This is a genomic window from Nocardia nova, assembly GCF_002933465.1.
In the GTDB taxonomy this organism is placed as follows: Bacteria; Actinomycetota; Actinomycetes; order Mycobacteriales; family Mycobacteriaceae; genus Nocardia; species Nocardia nova_B.
The window spans coordinates 18,656-37,528 of sequence record NZ_PSZE01000015.1 but is presented as its reverse complement, the minus strand read 5'-3'; the positions used below and the strand labels follow the sequence as shown (position 1 = coordinate 37,528).

General features: G+C 64.8%; 17 protein-coding genes and 1 pseudogene. 10 read left to right on the top strand and 8 right to left on the bottom strand.

What is annotated here, in order from left to right; translation table 11 throughout:
- The first annotated feature begins 2 nt into the window (after positions 1-2).
- The 10 genes from C5E41_RS18765 (at position 3) to C5E41_RS18720 (ending at position 10,922) form a co-directional block, all read left to right on the top strand.
- A complete protein-coding gene (locus C5E41_RS18765; RefSeq protein WP_104377108.1) occupies positions 3-782 on the top strand; it encodes an enoyl-CoA hydratase-related protein in 780 nt (259 codons plus the stop codon).
- Positions 775-1,611, top strand: a complete 837-nt coding sequence (locus C5E41_RS18760) for an acyl-CoA thioesterase (protein ID WP_104377107.1) — start codon at positions 775-777, stop codon at positions 1,609-1,611. The genes C5E41_RS18765 and C5E41_RS18760 overlap by 8 nt, the downstream gene beginning before the upstream one ends.
- An 11-nt stretch (positions 1,612-1,622) precedes the next feature.
- Positions 1,623-2,282, top strand: a complete 660-nt coding sequence (locus tag C5E41_RS18755; RefSeq protein WP_258081064.1) for a PaaI family thioesterase — start codon at positions 1,623-1,625, stop codon at positions 2,280-2,282.
- Positions 2,279-2,710 (top strand): acyl-CoA thioesterase, encoded by a 432-nt coding sequence (locus C5E41_RS18750; protein WP_104377105.1) that lies wholly within the window; start codon positions 2,279-2,281, stop codon positions 2,708-2,710. The genes C5E41_RS18755 and C5E41_RS18750 overlap by 4 nt, the downstream gene beginning before the upstream one ends.
- A gap of 124 nt (positions 2,711-2,834) precedes the next feature.
- Positions 2,835-5,102, top strand: coding sequence for an acyl-CoA dehydrogenase family protein (locus C5E41_RS18745; RefSeq protein ID WP_104377206.1), 2,268 nt, complete (start codon positions 2,835-2,837; stop codon positions 5,100-5,102).
- Positions 5,103-5,120: 18 nt separating this feature from the next.
- The gene (locus C5E41_RS18740; protein ID WP_104377104.1) at positions 5,121-5,636 is read left to right on the top strand and encodes a DoxX family protein; all 516 of its coding nucleotides are present in this window, start codon (positions 5,121-5,123) and stop codon (positions 5,634-5,636) included.
- Between the two features lie 46 nt (positions 5,637-5,682).
- A complete protein-coding gene (locus C5E41_RS18735) occupies positions 5,683-6,732 on the top strand; it encodes an aldo/keto reductase (RefSeq protein ID WP_104377103.1) in 1,050 nt (349 codons plus the stop codon).
- Positions 6,729-8,342, top strand: a complete 1,614-nt coding sequence (locus tag C5E41_RS18730) for an AMP-binding protein (protein WP_104377102.1) — start codon at positions 6,729-6,731, stop codon at positions 8,340-8,342. Before C5E41_RS18735 ends, C5E41_RS18730 begins: the two co-directional genes overlap by 4 nt.
- Positions 8,339-9,304, top strand: coding sequence for an NAD(P)H-dependent flavin oxidoreductase (locus C5E41_RS18725; protein WP_104377101.1), 966 nt, complete (start codon positions 8,339-8,341; stop codon positions 9,302-9,304). The genes C5E41_RS18730 and C5E41_RS18725 overlap by 4 nt, the downstream gene beginning before the upstream one ends.
- A gap of 115 nt (positions 9,305-9,419) precedes the next feature.
- Positions 9,420-10,922, top strand: a complete 1,503-nt coding sequence (locus C5E41_RS18720; protein WP_439956429.1) for an acyl-CoA synthetase — start codon at positions 9,420-9,422, stop codon at positions 10,920-10,922.
- Between the two features lie 467 nt (positions 10,923-11,389).
- Here C5E41_RS18720 and C5E41_RS18715 read toward each other — a convergent pair whose 3' ends face one another.
- The 8 genes and pseudogenes from C5E41_RS18715 to C5E41_RS18680 form a co-directional block, all read right to left on the bottom strand.
- Entirely contained in the window at positions 11,390-12,151 is a 762-nt protein-coding gene (locus tag C5E41_RS18715; RefSeq protein WP_104377099.1) for a 3-hydroxyacyl-CoA dehydrogenase, read from the bottom strand.
- 259 nt (positions 12,152-12,410) lie between these two features.
- Positions 12,411-12,839 (bottom strand): GNAT family N-acetyltransferase, encoded by a 429-nt coding sequence (locus C5E41_RS18710; RefSeq protein WP_104377098.1) that lies wholly within the window; start codon positions 12,837-12,839, stop codon positions 12,411-12,413.
- A gap of 24 nt (positions 12,840-12,863) precedes the next feature.
- Positions 12,864-13,025, bottom strand: a pseudogene (locus tag C5E41_RS18705) (IS110 family transposase); the annotation flags it as partial.
- Positions 13,026-13,116: 91 nt separating this feature from the next.
- Complete coding sequence (locus C5E41_RS18700) at positions 13,117-14,679, bottom strand: acyl-CoA synthetase (RefSeq protein WP_104377097.1); 1,563 nt, start codon at positions 14,677-14,679, stop codon at positions 13,117-13,119.
- Between the two features lie 171 nt (positions 14,680-14,850).
- Entirely contained in the window at positions 14,851-16,014 is a 1,164-nt protein-coding gene (locus C5E41_RS18695) for a thiolase C-terminal domain-containing protein (protein ID WP_104377096.1), read from the bottom strand.
- A 2-nt stretch (positions 16,015-16,016) separates the two neighbouring features.
- The gene (locus tag C5E41_RS18690) at positions 16,017-16,427 is read right to left on the bottom strand and encodes a Zn-ribbon domain-containing OB-fold protein (protein WP_104377095.1); all 411 of its coding nucleotides are present in this window, start codon (positions 16,425-16,427) and stop codon (positions 16,017-16,019) included.
- Complete coding sequence (locus C5E41_RS18685; RefSeq protein WP_104377094.1) at positions 16,424-17,275, bottom strand: MaoC/PaaZ C-terminal domain-containing protein; 852 nt, start codon at positions 17,273-17,275, stop codon at positions 16,424-16,426. The genes C5E41_RS18690 and C5E41_RS18685 overlap by 4 nt, the downstream gene beginning before the upstream one ends.
- A gap of 43 nt (positions 17,276-17,318) precedes the next feature.
- Positions 17,319-18,752, bottom strand: a complete 1,434-nt coding sequence (locus C5E41_RS18680) for an MFS transporter (protein WP_104377093.1) — start codon at positions 18,750-18,752, stop codon at positions 17,319-17,321.
- Positions 18,753-18,873: the final 121 nt, after the last annotated feature.

Genomic DNA, 18,873 nt, shown 5'->3' with positions numbered 1-18,873 from the left:
CGATGGGTGAGAAGAACGACGGGGTCGAGGCCGAACCCGTTCTGGTGACCCGCGAGGGTCATGTCGCGATCCTGACGCTGAATCGTCCCGATCGGCGCAACGCGATCAATCGGGCGATGCGCAAGTCGATCAAGCGGGAATTGTGGAAGGCCGACGCGGACGAGGACGTCCGGGTCGTGGTCATCACCGGCGCGGGCTCGGCGTTCTCCGCCGGTGTCGACCTGCCCGAGGCGCTGACCGGTCCGCCGCCGCGCACCGAGGGCGCCACACCGACTCACGTCCTGCGCGCCATCGGCAAGCCGGTGATCGCCGCGGTCAACGGGCCTTGCTACACGGGGGGGTTCGAGTTCGCGGTGAACTGTTCGTTCATCATCGCCTCCGACCGGGCCGTCTTCGCCGATACCCATGCCTCGATCGGACTGCTGAACGGCTGGGGCGGCAGTGCGATGCTGCCCCGGATCGTCGGATTGCCGGCCGCGATTCAGATCATTCTCAGCGGCGACCCGATCGATTCCGCGACTGCGCTGCGCATCGGTTTGGCGAACGAGGTTGTGCCGCACGAGAAGTTGATGGAGCGCACACTCGCGGTGGCCGCCTCCATAGCCGACAGCCATCCGGTCGCGGTGCAGCGCATGCTGCGCCTGCTCAAGGAGGGAGCCGGCGCCTCGGTGGCACACGCCCTCGGTCTCGAGGCAGAGGCCGCGGCGTCCTGGCGGCCGGACGGCAAGGATATCGGTGACCGCTTCGACAAACGCCCGGCCAAGTCGAGCTCGGATGTCTGAGCCGGCGGCGCAGCGGCATGCCGACGAATTACGGTCGGTGCCACTCGTCGACGTCCTGAGCCTCGACCGCATCGACCGTGAACTGTTCCGATCGGCGCACCTTTTCGAGGTCGATCGCCCGCTGTACGGGGGCCAGGTCTTGGCGCAAGCCTTGCTGGCCTGCGGTGCCACCGTCGACCCGGATCGTCTGCCGCACTCGTTGCACGGATACTTTCTGCGCCGCGGTGACAGCGCCTGCCCGGTCCTGTTCCGCGTCGACAACGACCGCGACGGCAGGTCGTACTCGGCGCGCCGAGTGGTCGCGGTGCAGGACGGCGAGGTCATTTTCAGCATGTCGGCGTCGTTTCGGACGCCGGCCGACGGCGAGGAGCACACTGGATCGGAGGTGACACCGACCGCTCCGCCCGAGCGATGCCGTGCGATCGTGCCGGATCCGGAACTGGCCCTGCAGGTTCGGGTCCAGGACTGGTCGGTGCCGGACAAGTTCTTCCCGGTCAAGTTCTGGGTTCGCCCGAACGGCGATCTGCCGCAGGACGATCCGCTGATGCATGCCGCCGCGATCGCCTACATGTCGGACTTTTCCACGGGACTGCGGCGCACGGTCGGCAGCGAACTCCTCGGCCCGAGCCTCGACCATGCCCTGTGGTTCCACCGGACACCGCGCTGGGACGACTGGCTCTTCGTCGACCATGCGAAGGGTGTGTCAGCGGGCATGCGCGGCTGGTATACGGGCACGGTCATCGACAGTGGGGAGGTCGTGGCGAGCCTGGCGCAGGAAATGGCCTACCACGACACGACATCACGGCGCGAGAAGACGGCCGCGCGATGATCGATTGGAGCGTGCCGTCACGTCGGAAGATGCTGTCCCGCTCGGTGCCTGGTGAATCCTTCCTCACCGCGTCTGCGATCGACGATCCGTTGAACGATGCCGTGATCGCGGTACGGCGAATCGTCGGAGCCCTGGCGCGCACGGCGCCCGACGAGGGTGGTCTGCCCGCCGCTGCCGCCGAATTGCAGCGCCTCGCCGAGACCCTCGAGGGTCGGACCCGGCCGGTGCCCGCGCAGCTGTCGCAGATGTGGAACGGCGACGGGGTGGCGCGACACGATCCCGCGACCGGGCCGGAGAACCCCCTCGCGCCACCCCTGGCCATGCGAGACGCGGGCGGCGGCTGGGCGGAAGGGGTTGTCACCCTGGGGCTTCCGTACCAGGGCCCGCCCGCCCTCGTGCACGGCGGGGTGTGCGCACTGCTGCTCGACGCCGCACTGGCGGTTGCGAACAACATGGTGGGCGTGGGCGGCATGACCGCACAACTCGATATCACCTACCGTCGGCCGACACCGCTCTATACGCCGCTGACCGTGCGTGCCCGCCAACTCCGTCGGGAGGGGCGCAAACTTCACGCGATCGGCGAGATCATCGCCGATGGGCAGGTGACGGTGTCGGCCCGGGGACTGTTCGTCGCGGCGGCCGAGCCCGGTCGGACGGCGCCCGGCGGATGAACGATCGCCTGCCGCTCGAGATGTACCCGTGCCGGCGTGAGATCAGCCTGGTCTTCGCCGATGTCGACACTCTCGGCCACGTGAACAATGTTGCGATTGCCCGATTCTTCGAAGAGGGACGCGTGGTGTTGAATCGCGCCATCGCAGCTCTGGTGCCGGACGGTGAGCCGCTGCGTACGGTTCTGGCCCACGTCGAGATCGACTATCTCGCGGAAGTGCGGTACCCGGGCGCTGTTCAGCTCGGGATCGGGGTAGGCCGGATCGGCCGGACCTCGATCGGGCACGAGGCCGGCCTGTTCCAGAACGGCAGTCCGGTCGCGGTATCGCGTTCGGTCGACGTCAACACCGTCGAGGGACGCCCGGGGGCGGTCGCGTTGAGCGAGGCATTCCGGATTGCCGCGAACAAGCTGCTGCTGCCCGACCGGTGAGAGTCCGGTGTCCGGGCCTTCCGCTTGTGATGACGGAGCTGTAATCTATGACTAAGTTAACCTAGTGCTTATTGAGAATGGTTGAGGAGGCGTGGTGGGATCGACGACAGGGTCGGTGGAGCAGATGACCGGACAGGGCGACTGGCGTGCGCGTTTGACCGCGTTGCTCGACGACTACGCGCGGCGTCCACGGCCGGAGACCTCGCGTGAGCGTGCCGCGGCCGCGCGGGCGTGGCAGTCGGAAATGGTCGACGCCGGTGTTGCGGCCCCGGGCTGGCCCACAGCAGTCGGCGGGCTCGAGCTCGGACTCGAGGATCAACTCGACTACTACCGCATGACCAGCGCCGCGGGGGTGCCGAAGCATCCGAATCCGATCGCCTTCATCGTCGCGCCCACCCTGATCGTCTATGGCACCGAGGCGCAGAAGAAGCGTTTTCTCGAGCCGTTGCTGCGGGCCGACGAGACATGGTGCCAGGGCTTTTCCGAGCCCGGCGCAGGTAGCGATCTCGCCTCGCTGTCCACCAGAGCGGTGCGCGATGGTGAGACCTACCGGGTCACCGGACAGAAGATCTGGACCACCCAGGCCACCAGCGCCGACTGGATGTTCACACTGGTGCGCACCGGCCCGGCGGGCCGTGGCACCGACGGCATCAGCTATCTGCTGATCCCGATGAACTCGCCCGGTGTCGACGTCCGCCCCCTGCGCGACGCCTCCGGCGGGTACCACTTCGCCGAGGTCTTCTTCGACGACGTCGTGGTGCCTGTGGAGAACCTGGTCGGCGAGGAGGGCAAAGGCTGGTCGGTGATGCGGACCTCGCTCGGTCACGAGCGTGCCACCGCATTCCTCGCCGATGAGTTCCGCTACCGCGGCCTGGTGGACAAGGTATTTTCGCTCGCGATCCGTCAGGGCTACGCCGACAACGCTCTGGTTCGCCAGGAACTCGCCTTCGTCGAAACCGGCGTGCGGGCTATCGCGGCCAACAGTTCCCGCGCCCTCGATGCCGTTCTGCGCCAAGTCGATCCGGGCGGCGTCGCCTCGGTGAACCGGCTGGTCAAATCGGAGTTCGAACAGCAGTTGCATCGGCTTGCGCTGCGGCTGACCGGATCAGGCGCGGCGCTCAGTGGCCGATCGCCGGGCGCGGTCGACGGAGGAAGCTGGACCTATGGCTACCTCATGACCCGGGCCTCCACCATCGGCGCCGGCACGGCCGAAATCCAGCGCAACGCCATAGCCGAACAGGTCCTCGGGCTGCCGTCGCATCGCGGCGAAGGCACCCGGCCCGCGGTGGTTCCACCGGGTCGGCCACTGACCCCGCCGGATGAGGACGAGGCAGCGCTGCGTGAGGTGCTCGGCAAGGCGCTGGCGCCGCACACCGGCACCGATCAGCTGCTGTCCTGGGCGACCAAGACCGCCGACTACGACATCGGCCTCTGGGACGAGCTGATTCGGTTCGGTCTGCCCGGGCTCGCGCTTCCCGAGGAGCTCGGTGGTGGCGGCGCCGGATTGCGGCTGCTCGCGGCGGCGGTCGAAGAGGCCGGCTACGCGGTCGCCCCGGTGCCGTTGGTCCCGACACTGATCGCGCTCGAGGTGCTGCGGCACGCGGGTGCCGTCGACGACGTGCGTGCGGTGTGTGACGGTGCCACCGCCGCATTCGTCGCCCCTGTCGACGACAACGGCTGGGCTGTCGACGGATCGCTGCCGGCACTGGCCGGTTCCCGGCTGTCGGGTTCGGTCGAACGGGTGGCGGGCGCGCCGGTCGCCGAGCGGCTGGTGGTACTGGCCCGCGACGCCGACACCGGCGAGCTCGTCCTGTGCACGGTGAAACCGATCGAGGTCGAAGTCGAACCCCAGGAGTCCGTGGATGTGACGGGCACCATTGGTGTCGTGGTGCTGGACGGGGTCGAGCCACAGGTCATCGCCCGCGGTGACGAGGTGACCCGGATTCTCGACGCGGCCCGGCCGGTGGCACAGCTGGTACTCGCGGCGGATTCGGTCGGCGTGGCGAACCGGGCATTGGCTTTGGCGGTGGACTGGGCCGGACAGCGCGAGCAGTTCGGCCACCTGATCGGCTCGTACCAAGCCATTTCGCATCGTTGTGCAGATATGCTGATCCGTGCGGAAGGCGCACGCGCACAGGTGCTGTCAGCCGCGGCGCTCGACGCTGACGCCGCCGAGACCAGGCTCGCCGCCGATGTCGCCGCGGCCGCGGCGCTCGACGGCGCGGTGTGGGTGGCCGAGAACTGCATCCAGGTCCACGGCGGAATCGGATTCACCTGGGAGCATCCCGCGCACCTGCTGTTGCGGCGGGCCACCGCCAACCAGGTGGCGCTCGGCCGGCCGGAGAATCTGCGCGACCGTGCCGCCGGCGCGGTCCTGGCCCGGCTGTCCTGACCTCGGCAAGGAGATCTCATGACTTCGATCGACGCGGGGTTGGCGCTACTCCGGATCGTCCTGGGGCTGACCATGGCTGCCCACGGCTACGGAAAGCTGTTCCGCGGGGGTCGAATTCCCGGAACCGCGGGATGGTTCGACAGCATCGGGATGCGGCCGGGCAAGCTACAGGCCTGGCTCGCCGCGGGCACCGAGGTGGGGAGCGGAATCCTGTTGGCGCTCGGTCTGCTCACCCCGTTCGCGGCAGCCGCCTTCGTCTCGTTGATGACGGTGGCGGCGTGGACGGTGCACCGCGGGCACGGCTTCTTCATCGTCGGCAACGGATGGGAGTACAACCTGATCCTCGCGGTCGGCGCGGCCTCGGTGGCGGTCGCCGGAGCGGGACGGATAAGCCTGGACTGGGCGATCTTCGGGCAGAACCTTTTCGCCGGCTGGGCCGGGTTCGCGGTGTCGGTGGTGCTCGGTCTCGTGGCGGCCGCCGCACTACTCGGCGCGTGCTACCGCCCGGTGCGCGAACCCGACGTCGTGAGCTAGCGCCGATGCTCGTCTCGTAGGGACGATGAAGTATGGAGGACGAAGCATGGAGTTCGAGCACCTCGGGCGTAGCGGTGTCACCGTCTCGCGGTTATGCCTGGGCGCGATGTCGTTCGGAGCGCTGGGCAACAGCGATCACGACGACTGCCGCGCGATCATCGATCGTGCGATCGAGGCGGGTATCAACTTCATCGACACCGCCGATGTGTACTCGCGAGGCGAGTCGGAGGAGATCGTCGGCAAGGCGATCGCGGGCCGGCGCGACGATCTGGTGGTCGCGACGAAATTCTTCAATCCGATGAGCCGCGACCCCAACCATCGCGGGGCGTCGCGGCGCTGGATCGTGCGCGCCTGTGAGGACAGTCTGCGCCGTCTCGGCACCGACTACATCGATCTGTATCAGGTGCACCGGCTCGACGAGGCCACCGACCTGGACGAAACCCTCGGCGCGCTGTCGGATCTCGTCCGTTCCGGCAAGGTGCGGATGGTCGGCACCTCGACCTTTCCCGCCGAGGCGATCGTCGAGGCACAGTGGGTGGCCGCCGACCGCGGACATATCGTGCCGCGCTGTGAGCAACCGCCGTACTCGATCTTCGTGCGCGGCGCCGAGCGCGACGTATTCCCCACCTGTCAGCGCTATGGCATGGGCGCGATCGTGTGGAGTCCGTTGAACGGTGGCTGGCTCACCGGGAAGTACCGCCGTGACGACGATGGCGGCGACGCTGCCCGGTTCAGCCGCCTGGGTCGTGGGTCGTGGCGTATCGATTCCGAAGGCGCGCAACGCAAGCTGGCACTGCTGGACCGGCTCGACGAGATCGCGGACGAGGCGGGCACGGATCTGATCACCCTGGCGCTCGGATTCACTCTCGCCCACCCCGCGGTGACCTCGACCATCATCGGCCCGCGCACGATGGACCAGTTGGAAAGCCAGTTGAAGGTCGTGGGGACCGCGCTGACCGACGAGGTGCTCGATCTCATCGACGAGGTTGTCGCGCCGGGTGTGACGCTCGCGCGCGCCGATCTCGCCTACGAGCCACGAGCGTTGCGGCACAAGAACCTGCGCAGATCCTCGCAGCCGATTGGAGTGAAACCATGACCGACATCGCCACCCACGATCCGGAAGCATTGCGCGCCAAGTGGTATCGAGACGGCTGGTACTCCGACCGCACCGTCGTCGACGCCCTCGAGGAGGGCGGCGAGAAGTACGCGGACACCGCAGTGGTCTTCGCCGGTACCGACGCGCTGATCGACAGTTCGGTGGGCGAGATCCACCGCGAGGCGCGGCGAATCGCGGCCGCGTTGCAGGGGATGGGTATCGGTCCCGGTGACACGGTGGTCGTCCAATTGCCGAGCCGCTTCGAATGTTCGGTGGCCTACGAGGCGGTGCTGCTCACCGGCGCGACGCTGGTTCCGGTGGTGCACATCTACGGCCCGGCCGAGTTGTCGTTCATCCTCGCGGAGTCCGAGGCGAAGGTCCTGATCATGCCGGAGCGAGTTCGATCCACTCGCTACAGCGACCGGATCGCGGAACTGTCCGCGGTCGCCACCCTCGAGCGGATCGTGGTGGTCGGCGACGGCGACTATCCGGGCGCGACGAACTGGGCACAACTCGATCGCGACGGCACCTACCGCGTCCCGCGCGTGCACTCCGACGACGTGTGTCTGCTGGTCTACACCTCCGGGACCACGTCGGCGCCGAAAGGTGTCCAGCACAGCCATAATTCACTACTCGCCGAGCAACGCACGCTCCCGCATCTACAGGACGCGTCCGCGGGAGCGGTGCATCTGGTGTCGTTCCCGCCCGGTCACATCGCGGGCGTGGGCACTGTGCTCCGGCCGATCCTGCACGGCACCAAAACCGTGTATCTGGAGAACTGGGATCCGCGCGCCGCGGTCGAGCTGATCGCCTCGTACGGCGTCACATCCACGGTCGGCACCCCGTTCCACCTGACCGGCATCCTCGATGTCGCCGACCGCGGCGACAAGCTGGCCAGCCTCACCGAGTTGATGCTGGGCGCGGCGACGGTCCCGGACGAACTCGGTAGGCGCGCCGCGGCGGCCGGCATCACGACCTACCGGTGCTACGGCTCGACCGAGCATCCGACCATCACCGTCTGCGCTGTCGACGATCCGCCGGAGGTCCGCATCCACACCGACGGTTCGCCGCTGCCCGGTGTCGAGGTCCGCGTTCTCGACCCCGAGGGCCGCGATGTCCCGGTGGGGGTCGACGGCGAGATCGTCACCCGTGGGCCGGACCAGTTCGTCGGCTACCGCGACTCTTCCCTCGACCGGGCTGCATTCACCGATGACGGGTGGATGCGCACCGGCGACCTCGGGCACCTCGACGCTGACGGCCGGATCTCGATCACCGATCGGCTCAAGGACGTCATCATCCGTGCGGGCGAGACGATCTCCTCCGGCCAGATCGAGGATGTGCTGGGTGCCCACCCGGCCGTCGCCGAGGGTGTGGTGGTGGCCGCGCCGGACGACCGCTACGGCGAGGTCGCGGCCGCGGTCGTGGTGCTCGCCCCCGGTGCGGAACTGGATCTCGAAGAGGTCCGCCGGCACTTCGCCGCCTCCGGTCTGGCGAAGCAGAAGACTCCCGAAAAGCTGACGATCGTCGACGAACTGCCGCGTACCGCGGTGGGCAAGGTCCGCAAGGCCGACCTGCGGAAGACACACTTCGCCAAGGTGGACAACACATGATCAACTGGAACTCGCTGCGGCTGCCGGTCATGGCGGCGCCGATGTTCATCGTCTCCAACCTCGACCTGGTGATCGCCTCGTGCCGAGCCGGCATCATCGGCGCGTTCCCGTCTGCCAACCCGCGTCGTCCGGAAACCTTGGATACGTGGCTGCACGCCATCCGCGAGGCCGAGAAGCAGACCGTGGACGCCGGAGGCGATTTCGCGCCGTTCTGCGTGAATATGCTGGCATCCGCGGCCCTGGACAAGCAAGCCCGCGACCGCGCGCTGGCCACGGTGCGCCGACATCGGGCGCCGTTGATCCTGACGAATATGGGCGACCCGCGCGAGGTCGTCGAGGCCGCCCACGAATGGGGTGGCCAGGTCTTCCATGATGTGACGACCATCCGGCATGCGGAGAAGGCCATAGCGGCCGGTGTCGATGGGCTCATGCTGGTCTGCGCGGGTGCGGGCGGGCATGCGGGCACCCTGTCGCCGTTCTCGTTCCTGCCGAAGGTGCGGGGCATGTTCGACGGCCGGATCATGCTGGCCGGCGGTATCGCCGATGGCAACGGGATCGCGGCCGCTCTCGCCCTCGGCGCCGATATCGTCGTGATGGGAACGCGGTTCATCGCCACCGCCGAATCGGGCACGGTCGACGATCACAAGCAGATGCTGGTCACCTCCAGGAGCGAGGACGTACTGTTCACCGATGCGATTGCCGGCCTGCCCGCGAGCTTCCTCGAACCCTCGATCGTCCAGGCCGGACTCGACCCGCGGAATCTGCCGCGCCCGACCGGCGCACATCGGCCGAACCTGCCCGAGGGCATCAAACCGTGGAAGTCGGTGTGGAGCGCCGGTCACTCGACCGGGCTGATCGACGATGTACCGACCGTGCAGGCGGTCGTGGACCGGCTGGCGGGCGAATTCGCCGCCGCCCGCGTGCCCGGGGACTGGCGAAAGGCGCTGTCGGACAAGGGCTGAATCAGGTCGCGATCGTACTCCAGAACACGGGGCCATACTCGACGAGAAGAAATGAGGTTGCGGCGTGAATCTCACGGAATTGGCCGCCCGGTACGAAGACAAGCCCGCGATCGTGATGGCGCCCAGCGGTGACACGCTCACCTATCGCGAGCTCGAACAGCGGTCGAACCGGATCGCGCATCTGTTCCGGTCTCGTGGACTGCGCCCCGGCGACCACATCGCGATGCTGATGCGTAATCAGCTCGAGGTCTTCCCGGTCGCCTGGGCCGCACAGCGCTCAGGTCTGTTCTATACGCCGGTCAACTGGCACCTCAGTGCCGAGGAGGCGGCCTATATCGTCGAGAACTGCGGCGCCCGGATGCTGATCCACTCGGCATCGCTGACCGGTCTGGCCGAGGCCGCCGCAGCCGCCGCACCCGAGTTGTCCTCGCGTCTGGTGGTCGACGCCGGCGCCGCCGATGCCGAGCGGCTCGAGGACGCGATCGCGGACCTGCCGGCAACCCCTATCGAGGACGAGACCGAGGGCTACTACATGCTCTACTCGTCCGGAACGACGGGACGCCCCAAGGGAATTCTCCCCACACTGACCGGGCAGCCCTTCGGCGCCGGACTCGGCATCGACCATCTGATGGGCACCGCATTCGGCTTCGGACCCGACTCCATCTACCTCAGCCCGGGACCGCTTTACCACGCCGCGCCACTGGGCTGGACCCTCGGCACCGTGCGCAACGGCGGTACCGCGGTCGTGATGGAGAAATTCGACGCCGAGCAGACTCTGCGGCTCATCGACGAGTTCCGGGTCACCCACGCGCAGTTCGTACCCACCATGTTCGTGCGAATGCTCAAGCTGCCCGACGACATTCGAGACCGCTACGACGTATCCAGCCTCCGGTTGGCCGTACACGCCGCGGCGCCGTGTCCGGTCGAGGTCAAACAACGCATGATCGAGTGGTTCGGACCCACGCTGACCGAGTTCTACTCCGGCAGTGAGGGAACAGGATTCTTCATGATCAACACCCCTGAGTGGCTCGGTCACCGTGGCTCGGTCGGCAAAGCCGTTCAAGGTGTCGTGCACATCTGCGACGACGACGGCAACGAACTTCCGCCCGGTGAGGTGGGTACCGTCTGGTTCAGCGACATTCAGCGATTCGAGTACCTGGGCGATGCCGCCAAAACCGCGGAGGCGTTCAACGACAAGGGCTGGAACACGCTCGGCGATCTCGGCCACGTCGATGAGGACGGCTATCTCTACCTGTCGGCCCGGCGGTCGGATCTGATCCTTTCCGGCGGTGTGAACATCTATCCGCAGGAGATCGAGGATGCCCTCACCCTGCACCCCGCGGTGTTCGATGTCGCGGTGATCGGACTAGCGGACGAGGACATGGGGCAGCGGGTGCACGCCGTCGTCCAGCCGGCTCCCGGCGTGACTCCGGGACCGGACCTCGAGCGAGAACTGATCGACTATTGCCGTGACAAGGTCGCGCACTACAAGGCGCCTCGATCGATCGCATTCGGCGAGGTGCCACGGCTGCCTAGCGGGAAGATCCTGCGGCGCGTACTGATGGCCGAGGCCGACGACGCTGCGCGTCACCCGACGGGTTCGGTGAGCCGGTCGTAGCCGACGAAAGTGAACAGGCGGGTGCCCGGTTTGCGCGGCGACGGCGTACACCTACTCGAATCCACTGCTCGGCGAACCAGTCGTGCAGCTGTGGCACGGGGTCGGGGTCCCGGCGGCTGCGCGTGCATACGACCGCGGCGGCGGCAGATTCTTCCCCACAGCGGTCGTGCGGGACAGCTGTTTCGGCGTGATCCGGACCGGCGTGCGCCCGCCCCCGGCGCTCTCCCCGCCGACGGCGATGCGGCCGGGATCGAGCCCTAGTTCGGCGTGCGGGCCGCGGGTAGGTCGGCGATGCTGATGTCGGGGAGCATCGCGGCCGCGGCGGCGAGTTCGGCGTCCAGGGTGGGAAACGTGGTCACGGCCGCCTCATCTTCGTCTCCCGTCCGGTGTGCGTCAGCAGGCGCTTGTTGGACCGTCGGCGGCCGGCGTCCGACACGCGTCGGACGCCGGCCGCCGACTCCAAAGCCTCAGCGCGGTGCCATCCGGATGGCGCCGTCGAGACGGATCGTTTCTCCGTTGAGCATCGGGTTGGCGACGATGTGCGCGGCGAGGGCACCGTACTCGGAAGGGTCACCGAGGCGGGACGGATGCGGGACCTGCGTGCCCAGCGACTTCTGGGCCTCCTCGGGCAAGCTGCCGAGCAGTGGTGTCTTGAAAAGCCCCGGCGCGATGGTGTTCACCCGAATCAGCAGCGACGCGAGGTCGCGGGCGATGGGCAGGGTCATCCCGACGACACCGCCCTTGGACGCGGAGTAGGCGGCCTGGCCGATCTGGCCCTCGAAGGCGGCGACCGAGGCGGTGTTGATGATGACACCGCGTTCGCCGTCGACGGGGTCGGTCTTGGCAATGCGTTCGGCAGCCAGTCGCAGCACGTTGAAGGTGCCGATGAGGTTGACGGTGACGACCTTGGTGAAGGCGTCGAGAGGGAAGGCGCCCTCCTTGCCGACGGTCTTGATGGCGTTGCCGATGCCCGCGCAATTGACCGCAATCCGCAGTGGGCCGAGAGATTCGGCCACATCGAGGGCCGCCGATACCGCGTTCTCGTCGGTGACGTCTGCGGCGACGAAGCGGGTCCGGTCACCGAGGTCCTTGGCGACGGCTTCGCCGTTGGAGGAGGGGAGGTCGACGATGACGACACGAGCGCCGCCGGCGAGCAAGGCCTTGGTGGTGGCCAGGCCGAGACCGGAGGCGCCGCCGGTGACGACCGCGACGCTGTCGTTGATCTGCATCTGAGTGTCCTTTCGTGGCGAGGGACCTCGCCGGTGTCGAACATAGTTCACTATGTAATCTATCTGAAGGCGTTGAGGATGGGTAGAAGGGAACCGCCCGTGGGTGTCGGGAGACTTCAACTTCTGTGAAGGATGGGGTCGTTTCGGGTTCGAAGAAGTACCCGTTGGAGCTGCGTGTGCGGGCCGCCAGACCGGCCAGCCCGTCGGATTGCGATCGGTGCGCGGGTTCGGCGTGGGTTGTGCGAGTTCTATCGAGTCTCTATCCAGTAGCGTCGCGGATCGTTTTCGCCGATGCGACGTTGTCCGTGGCGCATACGACCAGGACGCGGTCGAGGCCGCGCACTCGTGCCTGGTTGAGCATCCTGCCCAACGCCCAGGTGGCATGCCCGCGCCGTCGCGCTGTCGGTCGAATGCCGAAGCCGATGTGCCCGGCCCACATCACGTAGTCGTCGAAGCTGTGTCGCAGTGCGATCCCGCCGAGTACTCGGTCGTCTTCGACGATCCACCGGTATGTAGCGTGTGCGTCTCTGGTCAGTCGTTCCACCCACGTTGTGAAGTCGGCTTGCGAGTAAACGTCGTCGGCGGGCGTCAACCCGAACCCGTCTTCATGGGCGCCTGGGCCCCACTCGGTATGCGCGTCGAGCCAGGCGTGGTGAAGGTGCGTGGTCGGCGCGATCAACTCGGGCATGTGCTGACTCTATCGAGCAGCTGGTCAGGCAGCTTTCATAATCGGATCGCGATAAGGCTCTTTGGTTTTCGGCATGGCGTAAAGGACGTCGCAGCGTCGTCGGGCCAGGCAGATCAGGGCGGTGTTGTGTTTCTTGCCCTCGTCGCGGTTTCGCGTGTAGTAGGCGCGGCTGGCCGGTTCGTGCAGGTTTCCGCAGGTCATCCCGTTTCGCATACCGTCCAGCCAGGTCCAGCATTGCTGGCGCGTCGGTGTCACCGAGGATGGGGTGCCGTCTTACTCACCCATGAGGGCGGGGTGCGTTTGTACTGTCCTTGTCTGCGTAGCGGGCCTTAAGCAGCCTCTTTTGAAGCTTTCCTGTCGGTGTCCGTGGCAGATCATCGATGAAGTCTACGGAGCGCGGGGCTTTGAATTTGGCCAAATGAGTCCTCGTATGCTGGATGAGTTCGGAAGCGAGTTCCGCACTCGGGCTCACGTCCGGCATAAGCTGTACAACGGCTTTCACCTGTTCTCCCATTTCCGGGTCCGGGACTCCAATTACGGCCACGTCGAACACCGCCGGGTGCATCGTGAGAGTGTCTTCGATCTCCTGTGGGTAAATGTTGACTCCACCGGAAATGATCGTGAATGCCTTGCGGTCGGTCAGGTAGAGATAGCCGTCGGCATCTGCGTATCCGATGTCTCCGACTGTGGTCCACAGTGGGTGCCGTGGATGCTGTGCGGCTGAGGTCTTCTCGGGATCATTGTGATATATGAATGGCATGGTGTCCCGCTCAAAGTACAAGGTGCCCACCCGTTCTGGCGGCAGCTCATTCCCGTCCTCATCACAAATGTGCAGAATTCCTATCGTGCTGCGGCCGACAGATCCTGGCTTTTGTAGCCACTCTTGACTGGTAATCAGTGTCTGTCCGTATGTTTCGGACGCGCCGTAGTACTCGTAGAGTATGGGGCCTACCCACTCAATCATGGCTCGCTTGACTTCGGTCGGGCATGGAGCTGCTGCGTGAATAACGGCACGCAGACTCGAGACATCGAAGCTCGAGCGTGTAGCCGCCGGAAGCTTGAGCATCCGGACAAACATTGTCGGCACCATTTGTGTGGCCGTAACCCGATGCTCGTCTATGCAGCGCAGAACCTGTTGTGGGTCGAATCTGGACGTCATGACGACGGTCGCTCCGAGTGCTTGCATCGCGACGGAGTATCGAAGGGGTGCTGCATGGTAAATCGGTGCCGGTGACAAGTAGACATCGTTCTCATCTAACCCATACCAATCCTGGATCATGGGCGCGACCCAATCACCAGGTTCGTCGAGTTGTCGATCCGGTAGCGGCTGTTTGATCCCCTTGGGGAACCCAGTGGTTCCGGACGAGTACAACATGAACCCGCCACAGGGCATGTCTTCCAGTGGTTCGTCGGCCGCTTCGATGGCATTCTCATAGGAGGAGAACCCGGGGACGTCACCACCGAAGGCCAGAGTGAGCAATAGGTCGTCGGACATTTCCGCGACTTCGTAGGTGACGGGCCCTAGACTCGCCGAGACAATGAGAGCCTTCGCGCCACTATCTTTTACGATGTAGTGAACTTCGTCTGCCTTGAGGTGGCTGTTGACCGGGGTCACATAGAGGCCGGCGCGCTGCGTCGCCCAGACAACCTCGAAGGCTTCCAGACGATTGTCGGTCAGCAGCGCCACCACATCACCTCGACGGAGGCCCGCGTCGTGCAGAACCCGCGCAAGCGCTGCCGACTTGTCTTCGAGCTGCGCGAAAGTCAGCGTCTGATCAGTCCCGTACAGCACTGCGGCCAACTTGTCGGGCGTGGTTTTGGCTATGGCTCCTGGATACATCGGCGCCTCTCTGGAGATAACAGTCGGGCTCGGCCCTGCGGGCCAATGCTGGGACTGGGGGATTCGGACCCGGATTCCGGTTCGTCCGAAAGTCTTTGGTGATGGTGGTTTGGTGTGCGGGCGTACAAATGCAGTTCGCATGTACGCGCCTCTCGCGGAACACCTGTTCGGTCAAGGCTTACGGTTTGTGAAGGCGAGGCTCGCGCTTGCGGAGAAGAAGAGGCCAACGCCTTGTACGAAGCTCGTTTCGAGCGAATTGACTTGGCACGCCGCCTCGCCTCGGAGCTGTCGAATTGCTTCCTGCATGGCGAACATGCCGTACATCCCGGTGTGGGTGTAGGCCAGGCCGCCCCCATTCGTGTTCATCGGGAGCGTGCCGCCTGGCCCTGTGTGTCCTTCTGCGATGAAAGCTCCGGACTCACCCCGTCCCACGAATCCCAGGTCTTCCAGACCGTAGAGGGGCAAGTGAGCGAACGCGTCGTAAATCATCAGATGATCGACATCTGCGTGGCTGATCCCGGCTGTTGCGAAGGCTTCTGCGCTTGAATTGCGGAAGGCTCCGAAGGAAGTGGGATCCTTCATCTGCGATACCATCGGAGTTTCGGTGGCTTCCCCGGAACCAAGCAGATAGATTGCTCGATCCGCCGAAGCCAGATCGGCTGCGCGTTCGGTGGATGTCAGTACCAGGGCCCCTCCACCGTCTGTGACGACACAACACATCTCTTTGGTGAACGGGTACGCCACCATGGACGAGGCTAGGACCTCTTCCATGGTGATCGGCTTGCGTCGAAATGCGCGAGGATTCGGAATCGCCCATTCTCGTTGCGCAACCACGACCGAAGCCAGGTCCTCTACACCCATTCCCCGGTCGTGCAGAAAACGCAGAACCGGAACAGTGAACGTCGAATAGGGTGTTTCTGCACCGAACGGAATTTCGAACTGGCCAACTGTCGATTCCGGGGTGCGGACCCATGGCATAGGGCCAACTCGCGAACGGCCCGATTCCCCGTGGGTTATGAGGACAGTGGTTGCCGCTCCCGCGGCGATCGCGGCGGCGGCGTGGCGTACCAGGAACATGAAGCTACATCCGCCGACATGGGTAGTGTCTAGCCAACGGGGCTCAATGCCCAGGTAGTGGCTGACTTCGAGTGCCATACCTCCTGCAGTAGCGACGCCATCGATATCCCGCGTGGTCAATTGTGCGTCGGCGAGCGCATTAATCGCAGCTTCCGCATGCAGGGCAATCTCTGATATGCCTGGTAGCACTCCGATGTCGGTGGTCTCGGCAGCACCGACGACTGCGATGTTTCCGCCGTGCATGTTTGCCAAGGGCATCGTCACGCCACCTCCGTCGCGGGAGCGAACACAGGCAGGGTGATCTCGGGCGAAACCTGCCGGAACCTCACTTCGAGTGGCATGTCGAGGACCAAGTAGTCCGGTTCGGGAAGAACATCGACGATGTTCGACATCATGCTCGGTCCTTCTTCGAGCTTGACCAGCGCAATGATCGGGGACACCACGTTCCGCCCGGGGAGCGGCCTGTGGTTGATGATGTAGGAGTGAAGCCGGCCGCGGCCGGAGATAGTTCGCCACTCGACGTTGGTGGTTCCCGTATACGGCGAGACGGGCCGCGGGTAGAAGAAATAGCGTCCGGTATCGAGGCAGTAGGAGATCGTCAGCCTGCCGAGCTTGGCGTCATCCCAGAATCGGCGGGTCTCCGGAGTCGGAATGGGTAGCTGAAAATTCATGCGTCACTCCTTGACAGAACACCACGATGGAGCACCAGTCGATCGTCGACCCATGCCTGGAACAATGCGCCTTCGTCAGTGCGCCAAAGTCGGACAATGAGCCCTTCTCCGGGCAGAACGGGTGCCACGAATCGTCCTGTCATACTGCCGAAGAGTTTCGGGTCGGAGTCGCAAACGGCATGCAGGAGCGCTCGGCCGGTGAATCCGAATGTGCACAGACCATGCAAGATTGGCTTCTGGAAGCCCGACGACTTCGCCGAGGCTGGATCGGAATGTAGGGGATTACGGTCGCCGCTGAGGCGGTACAACAGCGCCTGGTCTGGCCGGGTCGGCAAGTACACGGTCTCGTCCGGCTCTCGATCGGGCGCGGACCAGACCTGCCCTTCGCTGGAATTTCGACCGAATCCGCCCTCTCCACGTACGAAGACCGCTGAGCGGTTACGTGCGACAAGCGCATGGGTGGGCTGGTCAAGAAGATCCGTTTCGACGATCAGCAGTGCGCCCTTACCCTTGTCCTGAATATCGACAAGCCGACTCGTCGAATCGAGCCTGGCGGACGTGGGCAACGATCCATACAGCTCGACGTGCTGCTCCGCGTGGAGGATCGAACTCAATGGGAAGTCCCCGCACCGAGCAAGGTCCGATTCCTGCAAACCGTGCAGTACTGCAAAAGTTGGCAGTACTTTCTGAACGATCCCGATGGAGTTCTCGGTCGTGAATTCCAATTCCGCAGCCGGGTCGGTGGCCCCGGCTCCGACACCGAGTGCGTATATCAACGCGTCTCGCTCTGTCCAGGAACGTTCGCCCGCCGACCATTCCTCTCCGATTCGATCGAGATAAATTGTCAAGGTCCACTCTCCAATTGGTTTCCGCTTGCAATGGCGCGATTGTTCAATCGACCACCGCGATGTTGTCTCCCTTGTCCGGCGCGCCGGACGGGGAAACGATCCTCCTGGCGACGTGAAGCTCCGCCGTGAACTGCGCACGGGTGATGATCCACAGCCGGAATCCGGCGACAGCAGCAATGAGCAGCGGAACCGTCGCCACAAGATAGAGCTGTCCGGGAGTGAGATAGTTCAGGGCGTACCCAGCAGCAACTGGTGACAGAATCGCGCCGGCTCGTCCGAAACCGACCATGGCTCCGTAGCCTTTGGCGCGGAGCAAGGGCGGATACATCGTCGGAGCCATCGAAGAGAACGAAGAGACTGCCATGAACACCGCGATGCCCACCAGACCGGCAAACAGAAGCCCCAACAACGCTCCTCGCATCGTCACGGCGAAGCCGATGACCCCGGCAACCGAGATGAGCAACGCTGTCCAGCAGATGCGTGAGCTGACGACTCTGAGGCCGACAAGCCCGAACAATATCGAGCCCGCCACGGTTCCGACACTGAGAATCGTGGTGGTAACGGCGCCCTTCTGCGTGTCGCCGGTTGCACTGGCGATGAGCTGGGGCGTCCACGTTGAAACCAAGTAGTAGCCAGCCAGAACTCCGGCGTAGCCAAGGCATACCAGGATCGTGCGCTCATAGAACTTCTTCCCGAGCAGAGACCCTTCATCCTCTGCGGGCGAGCCGCCGGTGGTCCGATCTGATCGGCTGGGAGAGGCCAGATCGGTTTGAGTGGTCAGATCGGTTTGAGTGGTCACTGCTTCGGTTGTGAGCCGGAGTCGTCGGCCGATTCTGGCCATCTTTTCCCTGGCATCGGGGTTGTTCTTTGCCGCCAGGAACGTCAAGGACTCGGGCAGGAATGCCAGGGTCAGAATCAAACCGAGAGTATTGAGGCCCACGCCGAACCAGAACAGGGCCTGCCATGCCCCGCCGAACCACGACATGAGAGTCAAGCCGAACAGACCGGCAAGGGTATTTCCCACAGGGAGTCCGATACCGACGATTCCGATTACCAAGTTTCGCCGCGCGGTCGGAGAATATTCTAGTACCAAGACCACAATCGACACAGTCAGAGCGCCGACGCCGACGCCTGTGAAGAATCGCCCCACCATCATCGTCTGTAGATTTGGCGCGAGGGCCGTCACGATGAGAAAGGTAGTATTCACTGCTAGGCCGATGATAAAGACTGTTTTCCGGCCCACCCGATCGGCTATCGGCGCAAGGAAGATGGCACCGACACCCATCCCGACCAGTCCTGAACTGATCAGATATCCCTTTTCTGCCGTCGTCGCGAAATCAGCTGGTAGATGCGGTAGAACCAGTCCCACAACGAAAAGGTCGTACCCATCCAGCATCGCGCAGAAAGTGCACACTGCGATGATGGCATACTGGTAGGGTCCAATTTTGGACTTATGCAAGGTTTCGACGAGCTCCATTGCCCGCCCTTTCTCGAGAGTGCTACGGGGCTGTTTTCTTCAGGCCGGCGGTTGGAGAACTATTCCACGCCGACGACGTATTGGTCGATGACAATTTCGTGCACCCGCCGCAGGGTGCGCG

Coding starts and splice junctions, on each gene's coding strand:
- C5E41_RS18765 (WP_104377108.1), top strand. CDS start 3: ATGGGTGAGAAGAACGACGGGGTCGAGGCCGAACCCGTTCTGGTGACC.
- C5E41_RS18760 (WP_104377107.1), top strand. CDS start 775: ATGTCTGAGCCGGCGGCGCAGCGGCATGCCGACGAATTACGGTCGGTG.
- C5E41_RS18750 (WP_104377105.1), top strand. CDS start 2,279: ATGAACGATCGCCTGCCGCTCGAGATGTACCCGTGCCGGCGTGAGATC.
- C5E41_RS18745 (WP_104377206.1), top strand. CDS start 2,835: ATGACCGGACAGGGCGACTGGCGTGCGCGTTTGACCGCGTTGCTCGAC.
- C5E41_RS18740 (WP_104377104.1), top strand. CDS start 5,121: ATGACTTCGATCGACGCGGGGTTGGCGCTACTCCGGATCGTCCTGGGG.
- C5E41_RS18735 (WP_104377103.1), top strand. CDS start 5,683: ATGGAGTTCGAGCACCTCGGGCGTAGCGGTGTCACCGTCTCGCGGTTA.
- C5E41_RS18730 (WP_104377102.1), top strand. CDS start 6,729: ATGACCGACATCGCCACCCACGATCCGGAAGCATTGCGCGCCAAGTGG.
- C5E41_RS18725 (WP_104377101.1), top strand. CDS start 8,339: ATGATCAACTGGAACTCGCTGCGGCTGCCGGTCATGGCGGCGCCGATG.
- C5E41_RS18720 (WP_439956429.1), top strand. CDS start 9,420: ATGGCGCCCAGCGGTGACACGCTCACCTATCGCGAGCTCGAACAGCGG.
- C5E41_RS18715 (WP_104377099.1), bottom strand. CDS start 12,151: ATGCAGATCAACGACAGCGTCGCGGTCGTCACCGGCGGCGCCTCCGGT.
- C5E41_RS18710 (WP_104377098.1), bottom strand. CDS start 12,839: ATGCCCGAGTTGATCGCGCCGACCACGCACCTTCACCACGCCTGGCTC.
- C5E41_RS18700 (WP_104377097.1), bottom strand. CDS start 14,679: ATGTATCCAGGAGCCATAGCCAAAACCACGCCCGACAAGTTGGCCGCA.
- C5E41_RS18695 (WP_104377096.1), bottom strand. CDS start 16,014: ATGCCCTTGGCAAACATGCACGGCGGAAACATCGCAGTCGTCGGTGCT.
- C5E41_RS18690 (WP_104377095.1), bottom strand. CDS start 16,427: ATGAATTTTCAGCTACCCATTCCGACTCCGGAGACCCGCCGATTCTGG.
- C5E41_RS18680 (WP_104377093.1), bottom strand. CDS start 18,752: ATGGAGCTCGTCGAAACCTTGCATAAGTCCAAAATTGGACCCTACCAG.